Origin of the sequence: Phenylobacterium sp. NIBR 498073, from assembly GCF_027286305.1 — a bacterium.
In the GTDB taxonomy this organism is placed as follows: Bacteria; Pseudomonadota; Alphaproteobacteria; order Caulobacterales; family Caulobacteraceae; genus Phenylobacterium.
Window position 1 is genome coordinate 667542 of sequence record NZ_CP114599.1, and the last position, 15324, is coordinate 682865.

General features: G+C 68.9%; 13 protein-coding genes. 3 read left to right on the top strand and 10 right to left on the bottom strand.

The features are described from left to right. Position 1: 1 nt before the first annotated feature. The 6 genes from O4N75_RS03420 to O4N75_RS03445 all read right to left on the bottom strand — a co-directional run bounded on the left by O4N75_RS03420 (position 2) and on the right by O4N75_RS03445 (position 6821). Positions 2-1603: an alpha-amylase family glycosyl hydrolase gene (locus O4N75_RS03420; RefSeq protein ID WP_269627975.1), complete on the bottom strand. Its 1602-nt coding sequence runs from the start codon at positions 1601-1603 to the stop codon at positions 2-4. Between the two features lies 1 nt (position 1604). Next, on the bottom strand, positions 1605-2216 hold the full coding sequence (locus O4N75_RS03425; protein ID WP_269627976.1) for an ATP-dependent Clp protease proteolytic subunit: 612 nt from the start codon (positions 2214-2216) through the stop codon (positions 1605-1607). 133 nt (positions 2217-2349) lie between these two features. Beyond that, entirely contained in the window at positions 2350-3396 is a 1047-nt protein-coding gene (locus tag O4N75_RS03430; RefSeq protein WP_269627977.1) for a hypothetical protein, read from the bottom strand. A gap of 83 nt (positions 3397-3479) precedes the next feature. After that, positions 3480-4958 carry a M20 family peptidase gene (locus tag O4N75_RS03435; RefSeq protein WP_269627978.1) on the bottom strand — a complete coding sequence of 493 codons (1479 nt, stop codon included), beginning with the start codon at positions 4956-4958 and terminating at the stop codon, positions 3480-3482. 70 nt (positions 4959-5028) lie between these two features. Further along, positions 5029-5781 carry a sulfite exporter TauE/SafE family protein gene (locus O4N75_RS03440; RefSeq protein WP_269627979.1) on the bottom strand — a complete coding sequence of 251 codons (753 nt, stop codon included), beginning with the start codon at positions 5779-5781 and terminating at the stop codon, positions 5029-5031. Between the two features lie 74 nt (positions 5782-5855). Continuing rightward, positions 5856-6821: an alpha/beta hydrolase gene (locus O4N75_RS03445; RefSeq protein ID WP_269627980.1), complete on the bottom strand. Its 966-nt coding sequence runs from the start codon at positions 6819-6821 to the stop codon at positions 5856-5858. A gap of 89 nt (positions 6822-6910) precedes the next feature. Between O4N75_RS03445 and O4N75_RS03450 the strand changes: the two genes are divergently transcribed. After that, positions 6911-7675, top strand: a complete 765-nt coding sequence (locus O4N75_RS03450; protein ID WP_267233079.1) for an SDR family oxidoreductase — start codon at positions 6911-6913, stop codon at positions 7673-7675. Positions 7676-7690: 15 nt separating this feature from the next. Here O4N75_RS03450 and O4N75_RS03455 read toward each other — a convergent pair whose 3' ends face one another. Then, the gene (locus O4N75_RS03455; protein WP_269627981.1) at positions 7691-8857 is read right to left on the bottom strand and encodes an aminotransferase; all 1167 of its coding nucleotides are present in this window, start codon (positions 8855-8857) and stop codon (positions 7691-7693) included. 131 nt (positions 8858-8988) lie between these two features. Between O4N75_RS03455 and O4N75_RS03460 the strand changes: the two genes are divergently transcribed. After that, a complete protein-coding gene (locus O4N75_RS03460; protein ID WP_269627982.1) occupies positions 8989-10578 on the top strand; it encodes a transporter in 1590 nt (529 codons plus the stop codon). 1 nt (position 10579) lies between these two features. Continuing rightward, positions 10580-11647 (top strand): HlyD family secretion protein, encoded by a 1068-nt coding sequence (locus O4N75_RS03465; protein WP_269627983.1) that lies wholly within the window; start codon positions 10580-10582, stop codon positions 11645-11647. A 7-nt stretch (positions 11648-11654) separates the two neighbouring features. On the opposite strand, the gene O4N75_RS03470 is transcribed toward O4N75_RS03465, so the two are convergent. From O4N75_RS03470 to typA, 3 genes are read right to left on the bottom strand one after another with little or no spacing between them, the layout of a single operon-like run. Then, positions 11655-11996: a response regulator gene (locus O4N75_RS03470; protein ID WP_269629430.1), complete on the bottom strand. Its 342-nt coding sequence runs from the start codon at positions 11994-11996 to the stop codon at positions 11655-11657. 17 nt (positions 11997-12013) lie between these two features. Continuing rightward, positions 12014-13315, bottom strand: a complete 1302-nt coding sequence (locus tag O4N75_RS03475) for a CHASE3 domain-containing protein (protein ID WP_269627984.1) — start codon at positions 13313-13315, stop codon at positions 12014-12016. After that, positions 13315-15147 (bottom strand): translational GTPase TypA, encoded by a 1833-nt coding sequence (gene typA / locus O4N75_RS03480; protein ID WP_269627985.1) that lies wholly within the window; start codon positions 15145-15147, stop codon positions 13315-13317. Before typA ends, O4N75_RS03475 begins: the two co-directional genes overlap by 1 nt. Positions 15148-15324: the final 177 nt, after the last annotated feature.

A 15324-nucleotide genomic window follows, 5' to 3' on the forward strand; every position in this document is an offset into this window, starting at 1 on the left:
GTTACGCGAGCCGCAGGAACCTGGCCGAGTGGGCGCCCATGTGGAGGGCCGCGCCGTCCAGCCTCGCCTCGCCAGCCCCGGGGGCCAGGATCGCCGCCCCGGCCAACCGCTCGTCGCCGAACACCGCCGGAGCCGGTCCCATGTTGAACAGGCAGGCGACCTGCTGGCCTCCCTCGCGGCGGATGAACGCCAGGATCGGCTCGGGCGCGCTGATCATTTCCAGGTCGCCGACGATCAGGGCCGGAGTGTCGCGGCGCAGGGCCAGCAGGGCGCGCGAGAACGCCAGGGTCGAATCGGCCGCCGCGTCCTGGCTCGCCGCCGACAGCCCGGCATGCTCGATGGCCAGCGGCAGCCAGGGCTCGCCGGCGGTGAAACCCATGTTGGCGCCCTCGGTCCAGGGCATCGGCGTGCGTGAGCCGTCGCGCCCCTTGGCGATCGGCCAGTAGAGATCGCCGACCGGGTCGCGGATCTCCTCGCGGGTCAGGCTCTGGGCCTCGGGCAGGCCCAGCTCCTCGCCCTGGTAGAGCAGCACTGTGCCTTTCAGCGTCAGCAGCAGGGCCAGCATCAGCCGCGCGATCGTCTCGCCGCCGCCGAAGCGGGTGGCCGTGCGTGGGATGTCGTGGTTGCAGAACGAGATGCAGGGCCAATGGCCGGGGAACCGGTCCAGGGTGTCGTAGTGGTCGCGGAAGATGTCCGGCGACAGCTTGCGCGCATGCAGCAGGACGAAGGTGTAGGCCGAGTGCAGCCCTTCGGCGGGCGTGCAGTAGGCGCCGCAGCGTTCCTCCTCCTCGGAAAACTCCCCGAACACGAAGCGCTCGTCGAAGGCGTCCACCCGTCGGCGGATCTCGTCCAGCAGGGGGATGTTCTCGGGCAGGTTGGAGTCGTGCAGATGGCGCTGCATCTCGCTTGCGTGCGCCCAGTGCCGGCGCAGCCGCTGCTCGGCCGCGACCGCCGGATTGTCGGTCAGGGTGTCGTCGTGCAGGAAGGTCCCGGCGACGTCGAGCCGGAAGCCGTCGATCCCCTTGTCCAGCCAGAACTCCAGCACCCGCAGGGCGGCGGCCTTGGCCTCCGGGTGGCGCCAGTTCAGCTTCGGCTGCTGGCGCAGGAACTTGTGGTGATAGTGCTGACGGCGGGCCGGCTGGTAGGCCCAGGCCGGGCCGCCGAACACCGACAGCCAGTTGTTGGGCGCGGTCCCGTCGCGGGCCGGGTCGGCCCAGACGTACCAATCGGCCTTGGGGCCGTCCGCGCCGCCGTCGCGGCTCTCGGCGAACCAGGGATGTTCGTCGGAGGTATGCGACAGCACCTCGTCCAGCAGCACCTTCAGGCCCCGCCGATGGGCGGCGTCGATCAGCGCCGCAAGGTCGTCCATCGTCCCATAGTCGGGCTGGACGCCTTCATAGTCGGAAATGTCGTAGCCCCAGTCGCGGTTCGGCGAGGGGTGGACGGGCGAGAGCCAGATGGCGTCGACGCCCAGGCTCTCGATGTAGTCCAGTTTGGCGAGGACCCCGGCCAGGTCGCCGTGGCCGTCGCCGTCGGAGTCGAAGAAGCTCCGCACATAGACGTGGTAGACGACCGCGCCCTTCCACCAGGGCGCGGTCGACACGTCAGGCCTCGGTCGCGCTGTGGATGATCTTCGAGACCAGGCCGTACTCGACGGCGGCCTCGGCGCTCATCCAGAAGTTCCGCTGGGTGTCCTTGACGATCTTCTCGTAGGGCTGCCCGGTCTCCTTGGCGATCATGCGGTTGACGCGCTCGCGCATCTTCACGATCTCCTCGGCCTCGATCTGGATGTCGCTGGCCTGGCCGCGCACGCCGCCGGCCGGCTGGTGCAGCAGGAAGCGGGTGTTGGGCAGGCAGAGACGGTTTTCCTTGGCCGCGCCCAGGAAGATGTGCGCGCCGGCCGAGGCGACCCAGCCGGTGCCGATCACCTTCACCTGCGGACCGCAGTAGCGGATCATGTCGTGGATGGTGTCGCCGCTTTCGACGTGGCCGCCGGGGGAGTTGATCACCACCTTGATCGGCTTGTCGCTGTCGGCCGACAGGGCCAGCAGCTGGGCGGTGACCCGCTCGGCCAGGCGCATGTCGATCTCGCCGAACACCAGCACGGTGCGCGACTTGTAGAGCGCGTTCTGCACAGGCCCAGCCGTCATCGGCATGTCGGGCTTGCGGGCGCCGTCTTCGCTGTCGTCGTCTTCGTCCAGGCGCCAATTACGCATATGGGGTCTCCAATTCGGTTAGTCCGGAACGTGCGATGCGCAGCGGCGCTTCGCAAGAGCCGGAAGACCACGCAAGGGTCGATAATGCGCGGGCAGGCCGTCTCTAGGCGGTTTGTCTGACGAAGTCGTTGCTTCAGCGAACCTTGAGCGCCAGCAGCAGGAGCAGCGCCGAGACGCCCAGGTGCAGCAGCATGAAGCGCACCAGCACCTGGCTGTTCGACCAGCCCAGTTCCTTGCGCACGTGGTCGTGCAGCGGGAAGCGCACCTTGGACAGCACCTTGAGGCCGAAGAACCGCATCAGCGCCACCTTCACCAGGCCGGTCGCCCCGTTCAGCAGCAGCACCGAGCCGATCAGCAGCAGGAACAGCGGGTTGTTGGTGGCGACCACCAGCATGCCGATCAGCAGCCCGATCGGGCGCGAGCCGGCGTCGCCCATCAGCACCTGGCTAGGCGGGGCGTTGTACCAGAGGTAGCCGGCGATGCAGCCGACCATCAGGAAGGCCATGATCGCCCAGTTGGCGCCGTCGCGGTTGAGCGGGATGTTCAGGTGTCCGGCCACCGCCTCGTTGCCGATCACGGTGTAGAGCAGGCCGCCCAGCAACAGGATCGCCGTGCCGCTGAGGCTGCCGGAGACCCCGTCGACTCCGTCCGAGCAGTTGGTGGCGTTGATCGACAGCCAGATGACGCCGGCCGCCATCGGGATCGAGATCCAGGGCGCCAGGGTCAGCACGCCCTTCCAGCCCGGCAGCCAGATCTGTACCGGCTGGAAACCGTAGATCACCGCGGCCGCCCCGAAGGCGATGGCGGCGTCCATGATCGCCAGTTGGTACTCGCTGAACCCGCCGCGGCGGTCGTCGAGATAGCCGACCATCAGCGCCGCCAGCATGAACGGCACGGTCAGCAGCGGCTTGGCGGTCAGCGGCACGAACACCATGCAGGCCAGGCAGAAGATGGTCACGAAGATCAGGCCTGCGCTGACCGGCTTGCCGACGCTCAGTTCGGCGTTGACCGCGAACGCCCGCCCGCGGTCGGTCGGCAGCAGGCCCCACAGCTTCGGCAGCAGCAGCCACGTGCCCAGGGCGCAGATCGCGAACCCTGCGCCCGAGAGGAAGAAGAAGGAATTGAACAGCCGCAGCGGACCCCAGGCCTCGCCGAGGGTCGAATAGATCCAGTTCAGCATTCAGGTCGCGGTCCGCGCGGTTGGACGATCGCCCGGATGTGTCGCAATCCGGGCGGCTTGTCGATGCGGCGAAGGCGCTTGGCCTATCCCGCCGTGCTGGTGGCGATCAGCCGGGCGTAGAACTGCACGGCGCGGTCCAGGTTCTCCAGGCTCATGTGCTCGTTGGTGCCGTGGATCATCTTGATGGTCTCCAGCGAGAAGACCATCGGCTGGAAGCGGTAGACGTCGTCGGCCACGCCGACCAGGTAGCGGCTGTCGGTGCCGGCGGTGACCAGGCTGGGGGCGACCGGCGCCTTTGCGGTGTCGCCGGCCAGGGCGGCGACCATCTTCCAGGCCTCCGACGTAGTCGAGGAGACCGGCGAGGGCTCGTTCGGTTTGCGGCTCCAGGCGAAGGTCACCGGCAGCGCGCCGACCGCGGCCTTGGCCCGCGCCAGCACCCCGGCCGAACTGTCGCCGGGTGCGATGCGGTAGTTGATCCAGGCGGTGGCGTCCTGCGGCAGCACGTTCTCCTTGGGGCTGCCCTTCAGCATGGTCGGGGCGATGGTGGTGTGCAGCAGCGCCGCCCCGGAGGGCGTGGCCGCGGCCTGCTTGATGATCAGCGGCTCGAACAGCCAGCGGTTGGCCATCGCCATGCGGATCATGAACGAGCCCTGCGGCGCCAGGGTCTCCATCATCATGCCGCCAGGGCCGTCCAGCTTCATCGGCGCCTGGTCCTCGGCGATCTTGGTCACCGCCTTGGCCAGGGTCAGCACGCCGCCGGAATCGGCCGGCGGGGCCGAGGAGTGGCCGCCTACGGCCTCGGCCGTGACCATCAGGGTCGCATAGCCCTTCTCGGCGATGCCGACCAAGGCGACCTGGCCCCCGGTCAGCGGGTTGTCCGAGATGATCGCCATGCCCTCGTCGAGCACGAACTGGGCCTTGATCCCGCGCGACTTGAACAGCTCGGCGACGGCCTGGGCGCCAGTGCCGCCGGCCTCCTCGTCATGGCCCGAGACCAGGATCAGCGTGCGCTTGGGCTTGTAGCCCTGTTGGGCCAGCGCCTCGACGCCTTCGAACAGGGTGACCAGCGAGCCCTTGTCGTCGATCGCGCCGCGGCCCCAGACCGCGCCCTCGGCGATCACGCCGCCGAACGGCGGATGCTTCCAGTCGTCCTCGGTGCCGGGCGTCACCGGCACGACGTCCTGGTGCGCCATCAGCACCACCGGCGCCAGGGCCGGATCGGACCCGGCCCAGGTGTAGACCAGGGTGTGGTCGGCGACGACCTCGCGGGTCATGGCCGCGTGCGCGGCCGGATAGGTGGTCTGCAGCCAGGCGTGCAGCTTGTCCCACTCGCCGGTCTGGTTGTCGGCCTTGTCCTGGTTGCTGACGGTCTGGAACTGGATCGACTGCGACAGGTGCTCGGCCGCCTTGCCGGTGTCGATCGCCACCGCCGGGGCCAGTTTCACCTTGGAGAGGTCCGCGCCGGCGTTGGGCTTATAGGTCAGCGTCCTGACCACGACGACGGCCGCGAGCAGTATGACGAGCCCGAGCAGTCCCAGAGCGATTCTACCGATGAGTTTCATGGGGTCCCTCTCCTCTGGAGCACGACCATAAGTCGGCGCCGCCGGGGAAGTGAAGCTGTGATGGCCGCTGCTAGCCGCGGGCGGCGCGGACGAAGAACACCGCGGTCATCGCGACCGACAGCGCGATGGTGGCGGCGCGCACGACCCGCGGGTCCAGCCGCCGGCCGAGGTGCGCGCCCAGGTATCCGCCGGCCAGGGCTCCGAGCGCGACCATCAGCGCCTGCGGCCAGCGGACCGCCCCGGCGATCGCGAAACAGACCACGGCGACGGTGTTGGCGGCGCTGACCATCAGGGTGCGCGGCGGGTTGAGCTGCTTGAGGTCGACTCCGGCCAGCAGGCTCCAGGCGGCCATCATCATCAGCCCAACCGCGCCGCCGAAATAGCCGCCATAGACGCCCAGCGCGAACTGGAGCGCCAGGATCGGCCCCGGTCCGATCTGCGCATGACGCTGCAGCCAGGGCGCAAGGCGCGGACCGAACGCCAGGGCGAGCGTCGCGGTCAGCAACAGCCAGGGCAGGATGACATCGAAGGTCGAGGACGGCGTCCACAACAGCAGAAGGCTGCCGGCCAGCCCGCCGATCAGCGTGACGGCCAGCATCGGCCGGATCGGCACGCCGCAGACCTGTGTCAGTCCCTGGCGATAGACCCAGGCGCTGGCCAGGCCGCCCGGATAGAGCGCCACGGTGCTGGAGGCGTTCGCCGCCACCGAAGGCACTCCCGCCGCGATCAGCGCCGGCAGGGTGACGAACGAGCCGCCGCCGGCCAGGGCGTTCATCGCCCCGGCCAGCAGTCCCGCGCCCAGCAACAGAAGTTCGCTACCCATGCCGCCAAGCTGCGCCGGCCGCGGCGGGCGCACAATGCGCGGTCGCCGTGGTCAGCCTTCGCTAGCCGCGAAGGCTAGAGCGATTTCAGCCAGGGCAGCAGCCGGGCGTTGACCTCCTGCGGGCGCTCCTGCTGGGTCCAGTGGCCGCAGCCGGGCAGTACGTCGGCCCCGCGCAGGTTCGGCATCTCCGCGCCCATGATCGCCATCAGGTCGCCCTTGCCCAGCATGGACAGCACCAGGTCGCGCTCGCCGCCGACAAACAGCGAGGGTTGCTCGATCTTGCGGCCTTCGAATTGGCGCAGGTAATCGAAGTCGCGCTGGTGATTGCGATAGCGGTTGATCGGGCCGCGGAAGCCCGAGCGCTCGAACTCGGCGACGTAGTAGTCGAGGTCGGCGTCGGTCAGCCAGGCGGGGAAGGGGGCCGGGTCGACCAGTCCTTCCAGCAGGCTCTGGCCGTGGGTCTTGTCGCTCGGCCAGGTCCCGTCGGGCGCATCGCCGCTGATCGCGTAGTAGAACTTGCGCAGGCCCCCGCGGACGTCGGCCTCCAGCTCGGCCTCGGCCGGGCCGACGTTCTGGAACCAGGCCTGGTAGAAGAACTTGCCGCGGCTGGTGAAGACGCTCTCGATCATGTCGCTGAACGGCCGCTTGGGCACGCCGGTGTAGGGCACCGAAAGACCCGCCACCGCGCGTACCCGGTCCGGCCGCACCAGCGCCGTGTTCCAGACGATCGGGGCCCCCCAGTCGTGGCCGATCAGCACGGCCGGCGCCTCGGGGCTCAGCGCCTCGACCACTCCGGCCACGTCGGCGACCATGTGCTCCATGTCGTAGGCCTCGATGGCCTGGGGGCGCGATGAGCCGCCATAGCCGCGCACGTCGATGGCGCAGGCGGTGAAGCCGGCCTGCGCGATCGGTCCCATCTGGTGGCGCCAGCTGTACCAGCTCTCGGGAAAGCCGTGGACCATGACCACCAGCGGTCCCTGGCCTTCGACGGCGGCGCGCAGCGTCACCTCCGGCAGCGCAATCTCACGAAACTCCGGCATGCTGGCTTCTCCCCGAACCGCTTGACCCAACGTCGCTCGGCGCCGCAAATGGCGACGACAAAATCAAACACGTGTTTGGAGGGAACGCCATGGGCGAACTGTTCGACCTGACCGGCAAGGTCGCTGTCATCACCGGATCCTCGCGCGGGATCGGCAAGGCGATCGCCGAGCGGATGGCCGAGCACGGCGCCAAGGTGACGATCTCCTCGCGCAAGGCCGGCCCCTGCGAAGAGGTGGCCGCCGAGATCAACGCCAAGCATCCGGGCGCGGCCATCGCCGTGCCGGCCAACATCTCGTCGAAGGAAGACCTTCAGCGGCTGGTCGACGAGACCCGCAAGGCGTTCGGCAAGATCGACATCCTGGTCTGCAACGCCGCCTCGAACCCGTACTACGGCCCGATGAGCGGCATCGGCGACGACCAGTTCCGCAAGATCCTTGAGAACAACGTCATCGCCAACAACTGGCTGATCAACATGGTCTCGCCCGAGATGCGCGAGCGCAAGGACGGCTCGATCGTGATCATCTCGTCGATCGGCGGCCTGCGCGGCACGCCGGTGATCGGCGCCTATGCGATCTCCAAGGCGGCCGACATGCAGCTGGCCCGCAACCTCGCCCAGGAGCTGTCGCCCGACAACATCCGCGTGAACTGCATCGCGCCGGGCCTCGTGAAGACCGACTTCGCCAAGGCGCTGTGGGACACCCCGGAAGGTGAGAAGCGCGCCTCCTCGGGCACGCCGCTGCGCCGGCTGGGCGAGCCGGACGACATCGCCGGCGGCGCGGTGTTCCTGGCTTCCAAGGCGGGCTCGTGGATGACCGGCCAGACCGTGGTCATCGACGGCGGCTCGACCTCCTGATCGGAAGTCGGGACCTCACGCCCGGCGCGAGAGGTCCCGGGCCTTGGCCAGGCGGCGCACGCCCTCGTCCAGCGTCTGGTCGTTCTTGGCCAGGCACAGGCGCAGGATGGTGATCACCTGGTCCTCTTCGTAGAGCGCCGAGACCGGGATGCTGGCCACGCCCGCGTCCTTGACCGCGCGCAGGGCGAAGGCGCGGTCGGGCTCGTCGATCCCCGAGGCCGCCAGGTCGACATTGAGGAAGTAGGTGCCCTGCGCGGGCAGGGTGACGAAGCCCTCGGCCGCCAGGCCCGCGGCCAGCCGGTCGCGTGAACGCTGCAGGTCGCGCGGCATCGCCTCGAACCAGTCGCCGCTGTTCTCCAGGCCCCAGGCGACCGCGGCCTGCAGGTTGGGCGCGGTGGTGAAGGTCAGGAACTGGTGCGTCCTCGACAGCGCCCGGGTCAGCTCGGCGCCGGCGCACAGGAAGCCGACCTTCCAGCCGGTCAGGCCGAACATCTTGCCGGCCGAACCGATCTTCACCGTCCGCTCGCGCATGCCTGGATAGGCGATCAGCGGCAGGTGCCGCGCGCCGTCGAACACCACCTGCTCCCAGACCTCGTCGCAGATCGCGATGGCGTCGTGGGCGACGCAGAACTCGGCCAGCAGGGCCAGGTCTTCATGCGGCAGCACCGCGCCGGCCGGGTTGATCGGGTTGTTCAGCAACACGAACCGGGTGCGCGGGCCGAACGCCGCCTCCAGCATCGCGCGGTCGAAGCGCCAGTGCGGCGGGCTGAGCTTGACCAGCCGCGGCACGCCCCCGGCGCGTCGGATCAGCGGCAGGTAGGCGTCGTACAGCGGCTGGAACACCACCACCTCGTCGCCCGGCTGGATCAGGCCGAGAAAGGCCGCCGCCAGCGCCTCGGTCGCGCCCGACGTGATGGTGACTTCGCTGGCCCAGTCCAGGTCCAGCCCCTGGGTGCGGGCGTAATGCGCGGCCACGGCGGCGCGCAGCTCCGGCAAGCCGGCCATCGGGGGATACTGGTTGTAGCCGTTCAGCACCGCGTCGGCGGCGTGCTCGCGGATCGCCTGCGGGCCGGGAGCGTCGGGGAACCCCTGGCCCAGGTTGATGGCCCCCAGTTCGCGGGCCAGGCCCGACATCTCCTCGAAGATGGTGGTCGGAAGGTTTGCGAAGATCGGATTGGCCATGGTGTTGCCTAGCACAGCTCGGCTCGGCGCGCCTCGGCCGTCGATCTCGCTCCGTCGATGCGACCTCCGGCGGCGCTGCGCGTTGTGAGGTCTGGATGGACTTTCCGCTCTAGCTTGGAGGGGGAGGAGACATGGGCGGACCCCAACCGCCGACCGGCTGGCGGCGAGGGCTCGCCTTCGGCGGCGTTTCCCTCCTGCTTGGCGTGACCCAGGGCCTGGGCTTCAACCTGGTCAATAACAACCTGCCCTGGATCCAGGGCTCGCTGGGCGCCTATCCGAACGAAGCGGCCTGGCTGTCGACCGCCTACACCGCCACCAACGCCACCATCGGCCTCTTGGCGATCAAGTTCCGCTTCCAGTACGGCTTGCGCTTGTTCGGCGACATCGGGCTTGGCCTGTTCATCGTGGTCGCCGTCGCGCACCTGTTCACCGACGATCTGCGCTCGGCCATCGCGGTGCGCGCGGCCTCCGGGGTCGCGGCCACGGCGTTGTCGACCATGGCGCTGCTCTACATGATCGCCGCGGCGCCCGAGCATCGCCGGCCGATGGGCGTCGCGCTCGGGGTCGGCTGGAGCCAGCTGGCCGCGCCGCTGTCGCGGCTGGTCTCGTCCGACCTGCTGCAGGTCGGCCAATGGCACGGCCTCTACCTGCTTGAGATCGGCCTGAGCCTGCTGTGCCTGGTGGCGGTGAATCTGGTGCGGGTCCCGCCGATGCCGCGCGTGAAGATGTTCCAGGCGCGCGATTTCCTGACCTTCGCCCTCTTCGCCCCGGGGGTGGCGCTGCTCTGCGCCGTGCTCGCCCAGGGCCGCTATGTCTGGTGGTTCGACGCGCCCTGGCTGGGCTGGGCGCTGGCGGCGGCGATCGTGCTGATCGCCGCCTCGGCGCTGGTCGAACTGCACCGCGCCCAGCCGTTGCTGCACATCCGCTGGCTCTCCAGCGCCGACATGCTGCGGCTGGTGGTGATCATCCTCCTGTTCCGCATCGTGCTGTCGGAACAGGGCGTCGGCGCCTTCGGCTTCCTTCAGGCCATGGGGATGAACAACGACCAGATGCGCGGCCTGTCCTGGGTGATGTTCTGGGCGACGCTGGCCGGAATGATCATCGTGGCGGTGACCATAAATCCGGCGCGGGTGTCGACCCCGGCCCTGATCTCGCTGCTGCTGATCGCTGCGGCCGCCTATTGGGACAGCCATGTCACCAATCTCACCCGGCCGGCGCAGATGTATTTCAGCCAGGGGCTGATCGCCTTCGCCAGCGCTCTGTTCCTGCCTGCGGTCATGCTCGCCGGCTTCGGCCGGGCCTTGCGCCAGGGCCAGGAGTTCATCATCAGCTTCGCGGTCATCTTCGGCGCCGGCCAGAGCCTCGGCGCCTTGGCCGGCTCGGCCTTCCTGGGCACGCTGATGACCGTGCGCGAAAAGGCCTATTCCGCCCAGATCGTCGAGCGGCTGCTGCTGACCGACCCACAGGTCGCCGCGCGCGTGCGCCAGTATGCAGGCGCCTATGGCGGGACGATCTCCGACCCGGCCCTGCGCCAGGGCGAGGGCCTGGCCGTGCTCAGCCAGCTCGCGACGCGGGAGGCCACGGTCCTGGCCTATGCCGACGTCTTCCGGGTCATCGCGGCGCTGTCGCTGCTGGTGTTCGCCTATCTCCTGGCCCTGCGCCTGCGCGAGGATGCGCGGGCGCGGCGCGCCGCCCTCCTGATCCCTGTCGAGGCCGCCTGACGTGAGTGACGCCGCCGCTGTCCCATCTCCCGCCAAGCGCCCCTGGTCGCGCGCGGCCATCCCCATCGTGCTGGCTGCGATCGGCGGCGTGCTGCTGGTGCTGTTCGCCTGGCGGCTGCCGCCGTTCGACACGGGCGTCCAGAGCACAGACAACGCCTATGTGCGCGGCTACGTGACGATCATCAGTCCCAAGCTGGACGGATACGTCTCCGAGGTCCTGGTGAAGGACTTCATGCCGGTGAAGGCCGGGCAGGTGCTGGTGGTGATCGACGATCGCAACTACCGCCAGAAGGTCGAGCAGGCGCGGGCGGCGCTGGCGGTGCAGAAGGCCAACCTCGCCAACTGGGACCAGCAGCGCCGTCGGGGGCAGGCCAACATCAGCCTGGTCGGCGCGCAGGAGACAAGCGCCCACGCGGCCCTGGCCAAGGCCCAGGCCGACTTCCGGCGGGCCGAGCCGCTGGTCCAGAAGGGCTGGCTGGCGCCCACCGAACTCGACCGGCTGCGGCTGGCCGTGCAGCAGGCGGAAGCTGCAGTTGGGCAGGCCCAGGCGCAGGGGCGGGTGGCGCAGGAGGATCTCGCCTCGGTCGGGGTCAACCGCGCGGCGCTCGAGGCCGCGGTGGCGCAGTCGCAGGCGGCGCTTGAGCTGGCGCAGATCGACCTGGCCAACACCCGCATCACGGCGCCGGTCGGCGGTCAGGTCGGCGAGGTGGGGGTCAAGGTCGGCCAGTACGTGGCGCCCGGAACCCAGCTGATGGGCCTGGTGCCGCAGGCGATCTGGATCACCGCCAACTTCAAGGAGACCCAGATGAAGGACGTGGCGGTCGGCGAGCCGGTCCACGTCCGCATCGACGCCCTGCCGGGAACCACGTTGCAGGGCAAGGTCGAGCGCATCGGCCCGGCGGCCGGATCGGAATTCGCGGTGATCAAGCCGGACAACGCCACCGGCAACTTCACCAAGGTGGTTCAGCGGATCCCGGTCCGCATCGCACTGGCTGGCGGGCAGGAGGCGACCGCGCGGCTGCGGCCGGGGATGTCGGCGGTGGTGAGCATCGACACTCGTCGCCGCTAGCTGCGGCTCAGAGCGCGTTCAGCGCCTCGCCCAGGGTGCGCGGGCTGAGCGGCTTGCCCAGGAAGCCGATCGGCTTGATGGCGGCCACCGAGCGGCGGAATTCCTCGGTGATCGAGCCGGAGACGAACAGCGAGCGCACCCCGAGTTTGTCGTAGAGCTTGCGGGCCAGCACGCCGCCGTCGGCGCCGCGGGCCAGGCGGATGTCGACGAGCGCGATGTCGGGACGGCCGTCCTCGGCCATCGCCCAGGCCTCGTTGGCGTCGGCGGCCTCGGCCACGACTTCATGGCCCAGGTCTTCCAGCAGGCCGACGATGTCGAGCGCGATCAGCGCGTCGTCCTCAACCACCATGATACGCACTGCGCGGCTCAACTCCTGGGGAAGACCACCGCGAACGAGGCGCCGGTCTTCGGTTGTTCAATCTCAAGTCGCCCGCCGAGCTGTCGGGCTAGGGCCTCGACGGCCCGCATCCCGAGGCTCTTGCGTTGGGTCGGTGAAAAGTCCTTGGGCAGACCTTCACCGTCGTCAGCCACGCTCAAACGGTAGAGCTCGCCTTCTGTTCCGAAGGCGACCCTTATTGTGGACGCCCTATCGGGCGGGCAGCCGTATTTCAAGGCGTTGGTGATCAACTCGTTGAGGATCAGCGCCAGCGGCACGGCCTGCTTCACGTCGAGCACGGCGTGCTCGATCGCGGTCTCCAGCGCGACATCGTCCCGGCCGAGCGAGCCGACCAGGTCCTGCGCCAGGGCTTCGGTGTAGCGGCCGGCGTCGAAGGCGCCGATGGCGTCGTCGGCCTTGTACATCTGCTCGTGCACGCGGCCGACGGCGCTGATCCGGTCGAGCGTCCGGTTCAGCGCTTCGCGGGCGTCGGCATGCTCGACGGAGCGCGCCTGCAGCCGTACGACGCTGGCGATCTGCTGCAGCGAGTTCTTGACCCGGTGGTTGACCTCGTCGAGCAGCAGGGTGCGGTCGTCGAGCAGGCGGCGCAGCTGCTGGGCGACGTCGGACTCGGCCTCGCGGTCCAGGCTGATGTCCCGCAACGCCTTGAAGAACAGCAGCGCCAGCAGGGCCGCGAAGATCATCAGAGAGGCGACGATCACCGAGCGCACGACGGTGACCTGATGCTCGCGCTGGCGCTGCAGGCGGCGTTCTTCTTGTTCCAGTTCGGCGGCGATGGCGCGCACGCCGTGCATGGCCTCGACGCCTCGTCCCCCGCGGATGATCTGGATGGCGGCGCCGGGCGATCCGGTGCGGCGCGCGGCGATCGTCTGGTCGATGACCTCCATCCGGGTGGTCATCAGCGCCTGCAGCCGGGCCAGGCGCTCCAGCTGTTCGGGATTGTCGGCGGTCAGGCGTTCCAGCGCGCTGATGTGGATCGCGGCGGCCGTGCGGGCGCCTTCGATCTGTCGGGTGAATTGCGAGTCGCCCGTGAGAATGAAGGCGCGCTGGGCCGACTCCGCTTCGGTCAGCGACAGACGCAGGCCTTCGATCTCGATCCGCACCTCGTGGGCGTGGGTCAGCCAGCCGGCGGCGCGATCATACCAGAGGAAGGCCCCGCCCAGGGCGGCGAAGGCCAGGAACAGCGCGGTGACGGTGCCGGCCAGCAGGCGAAACGCGCGCTCGCGCGCCGCCTGCCTGCTGATGCTGGGAACCGCCCCCGCTTGCGCCACTACTCCTCCTTGGCGCGCCGCTTGCGGAAGGAGGGGTTCAGCACCTGCTTGCGCAGGCGGATCGACTTCGGCGTGACTTCGACCAGTTCGTCTTCCTCGATGTAGGCGATGGCCTGCTCGAGGGTCATGCGGCGCGGCGGGGTCAGGCGCACGGCCTCGTCCTTGCCGGAGGCGCGGACGTTGGTCAGCTGCTTGGCCTTCATCGGGTTGACGTCCAGGTCGTCGGCGCGGCTGTTCTCGCCGATGATCATGCCCTGGTAGGTCTTCTCGCCGGCGCCGACGAACATCGTGCCGCGCTCTTCCAGGTTCCACAGCGCGTAGGCCGCGGTTTCCCCGTCGGAGTTGGAGACCAGCACGCCCTTGCGGCCGGCGTCGATCGCGCCCTTGTAGGGCTCGTAGTGGCTGAACACGCGGTTCAGCACGCCCGAACCGCGGGTGTCGGTCATGAACTCGCCCTGATAGCCGATCAGCGAGCGCGACGGGCTCATCAGGCTGATGCGGGTCTTGCCCGCGCCCGACGGACCCATGTCCTTCAGCTCGGCCTTACGGGCCGACAGCTTTTCGATGACGATGCCGGTGAACTCGTCGTCGACGTCGATCATGACGTCTTCGATCGGCTCCAGGCGCTGGCCGTTCTCGTCGGTCTGGAAGACCACGCGGGGGCGGCTGATGGAGACTTCGAAGCCCTCGCGGCGCATGCTTTCAATCAGAACGCCGAGCTGCAGTTCACCGCGGCCGGCGACTTCAAAGGCGTCCTTCTCGCTGGTCTCGGTCACCCGGATCGCAACGTCGGTCTCGGCTTCCTTCAGCAGGCGCGCGGCGATGACGCGGCTCTGGACCTTGTCGCCTTCGCGGCCGGCCAGCGGGCTGTCGTTGACCGAGACGGTCATCGAGATGGTCGGCGGGTCGATCGGCTGGGCGGGCAGGGCGTCGGTGACTTCCAGCGCGCACAGCGTGTCGGCCACGGTGGCCTTCGACATGCCCGCGATGGCGACGATGTCGCCGGCTTCCGCGCCGCCGTCGATCGGCTGGCGCTTCAGGCCGCGGAAGGCCAGCACCTTGGTGATGCGGCCGCGCTCGATTTCCTTGCCGTCACGCGACAGCGCCTTGATGGCGAGGCCGGGGATGGCCTTGCCGGCCTCGATGCGGCCGGTCAGCAGACGGCCCAGGAACGGGTCGCTTTCGATCAGCACCGACAGCATCTGGAAGGGCTCGTCCTTGCGGGCCTCGGACTTGGGCGCCGGGACGTGGTCGACGATCAGGTCGAACAGCGGGCCCAGATTGTCGTTCGGCTGGTTGAGGTCCAGCGTCGCCCAGCCGTTCTTGCCCGACGCGTAGATGTGCGGGAAGTCCAGTTGCTCGTCGGTCGCGCCCATGGCGGCGAACAGGTCGAAGGCTTCGTTGAGGACCCGGTCGGGATCGGCGTGGGCGCGGTCGACCTTGTTGAGGCAGAGGATCGGGCGCAGGCCCATCTTCAGCGCCTTGCCCAGCACGAACTTGGTCTGCGGCATGACGCCTTCTTCAGCGTCCACGAGGAGGACGCAGCCGTCCACCATGCCGAGGATCCGCTCGACCTCGCCGCCGAAGTCGGCGTGGCCGGGGGTGTCGATGATGTTGATGCGGGTCTCGCCCGCTTTTCCGTTCCAGAGGACGCTGGTGCACTTGGCGAGGATGGTGATCCCGCGTTCGCGCTCCTGGTCGTTGGAGTCCATGGCGCGCTCGACCGTCGCCTCATTGGCTCGGAAAACGCCCGACTGGGCAAGGAGCTGATCCACGAGCGTGGTCTTGCCGTGGTCGACGTGGGCGATGATGGCGATGTTGCGGAGCGACATTGATTTGGCTTTGTGGGCGCCTATTTGGGGAAGCGCGCGCTTTTAGGTGAGGAATGGCGATTGCGCCAGCGCCTTCTCGCCGCGGCGCCGAACATTGATATCGTGTCTTTGTGCGGTGCAGCAAATCTGGGCTGTTTGAGACGCCTTCAAATCTCACTGATTTGTAACGAAATTTTT

Bases quoted from the DNA above. Each gene is read 5' to 3' on its own strand.
- O4N75_RS03425 (WP_269627976.1), bottom strand. From the start codon at position 2,216: ATGCGTAATTGGCGCCTGGACGAAGACGACGACAGCGAAGACGGCGCC.
- O4N75_RS03430 (WP_269627977.1), bottom strand. From the start codon at position 3,396: ATGCTGAACTGGATCTATTCGACCCTCGGCGAGGCCTGGGGTCCGCTG.
- O4N75_RS03435 (WP_269627978.1), bottom strand. From the start codon at position 4,958: ATGAAACTCATCGGTAGAATCGCTCTGGGACTGCTCGGGCTCGTCATA.
- O4N75_RS03440 (WP_269627979.1), bottom strand. From the start codon at position 5,781: ATGGGTAGCGAACTTCTGTTGCTGGGCGCGGGACTGCTGGCCGGGGCG.
- O4N75_RS03445 (WP_269627980.1), bottom strand. From the start codon at position 6,821: ATGCCGGAGTTTCGTGAGATTGCGCTGCCGGAGGTGACGCTGCGCGCC.
- O4N75_RS03450 (WP_267233079.1), top strand. From the start codon at position 6,911: ATGGGCGAACTGTTCGACCTGACCGGCAAGGTCGCTGTCATCACCGGA.
- O4N75_RS03455 (WP_269627981.1), bottom strand. From the start codon at position 8,857: ATGGCCAATCCGATCTTCGCAAACCTTCCGACCACCATCTTCGAGGAG.
- O4N75_RS03460 (WP_269627982.1), top strand. From the start codon at position 8,989: ATGGGCGGACCCCAACCGCCGACCGGCTGGCGGCGAGGGCTCGCCTTC.
- O4N75_RS03470 (WP_269629430.1), bottom strand. From the start codon at position 11,996: ATGGTGGTTGAGGACGACGCGCTGATCGCGCTCGACATCGTCGGCCTG.
- typA (WP_269627985.1), bottom strand. From the start codon at position 15,147: ATGTCGCTCCGCAACATCGCCATCATCGCCCACGTCGACCACGGCAAG.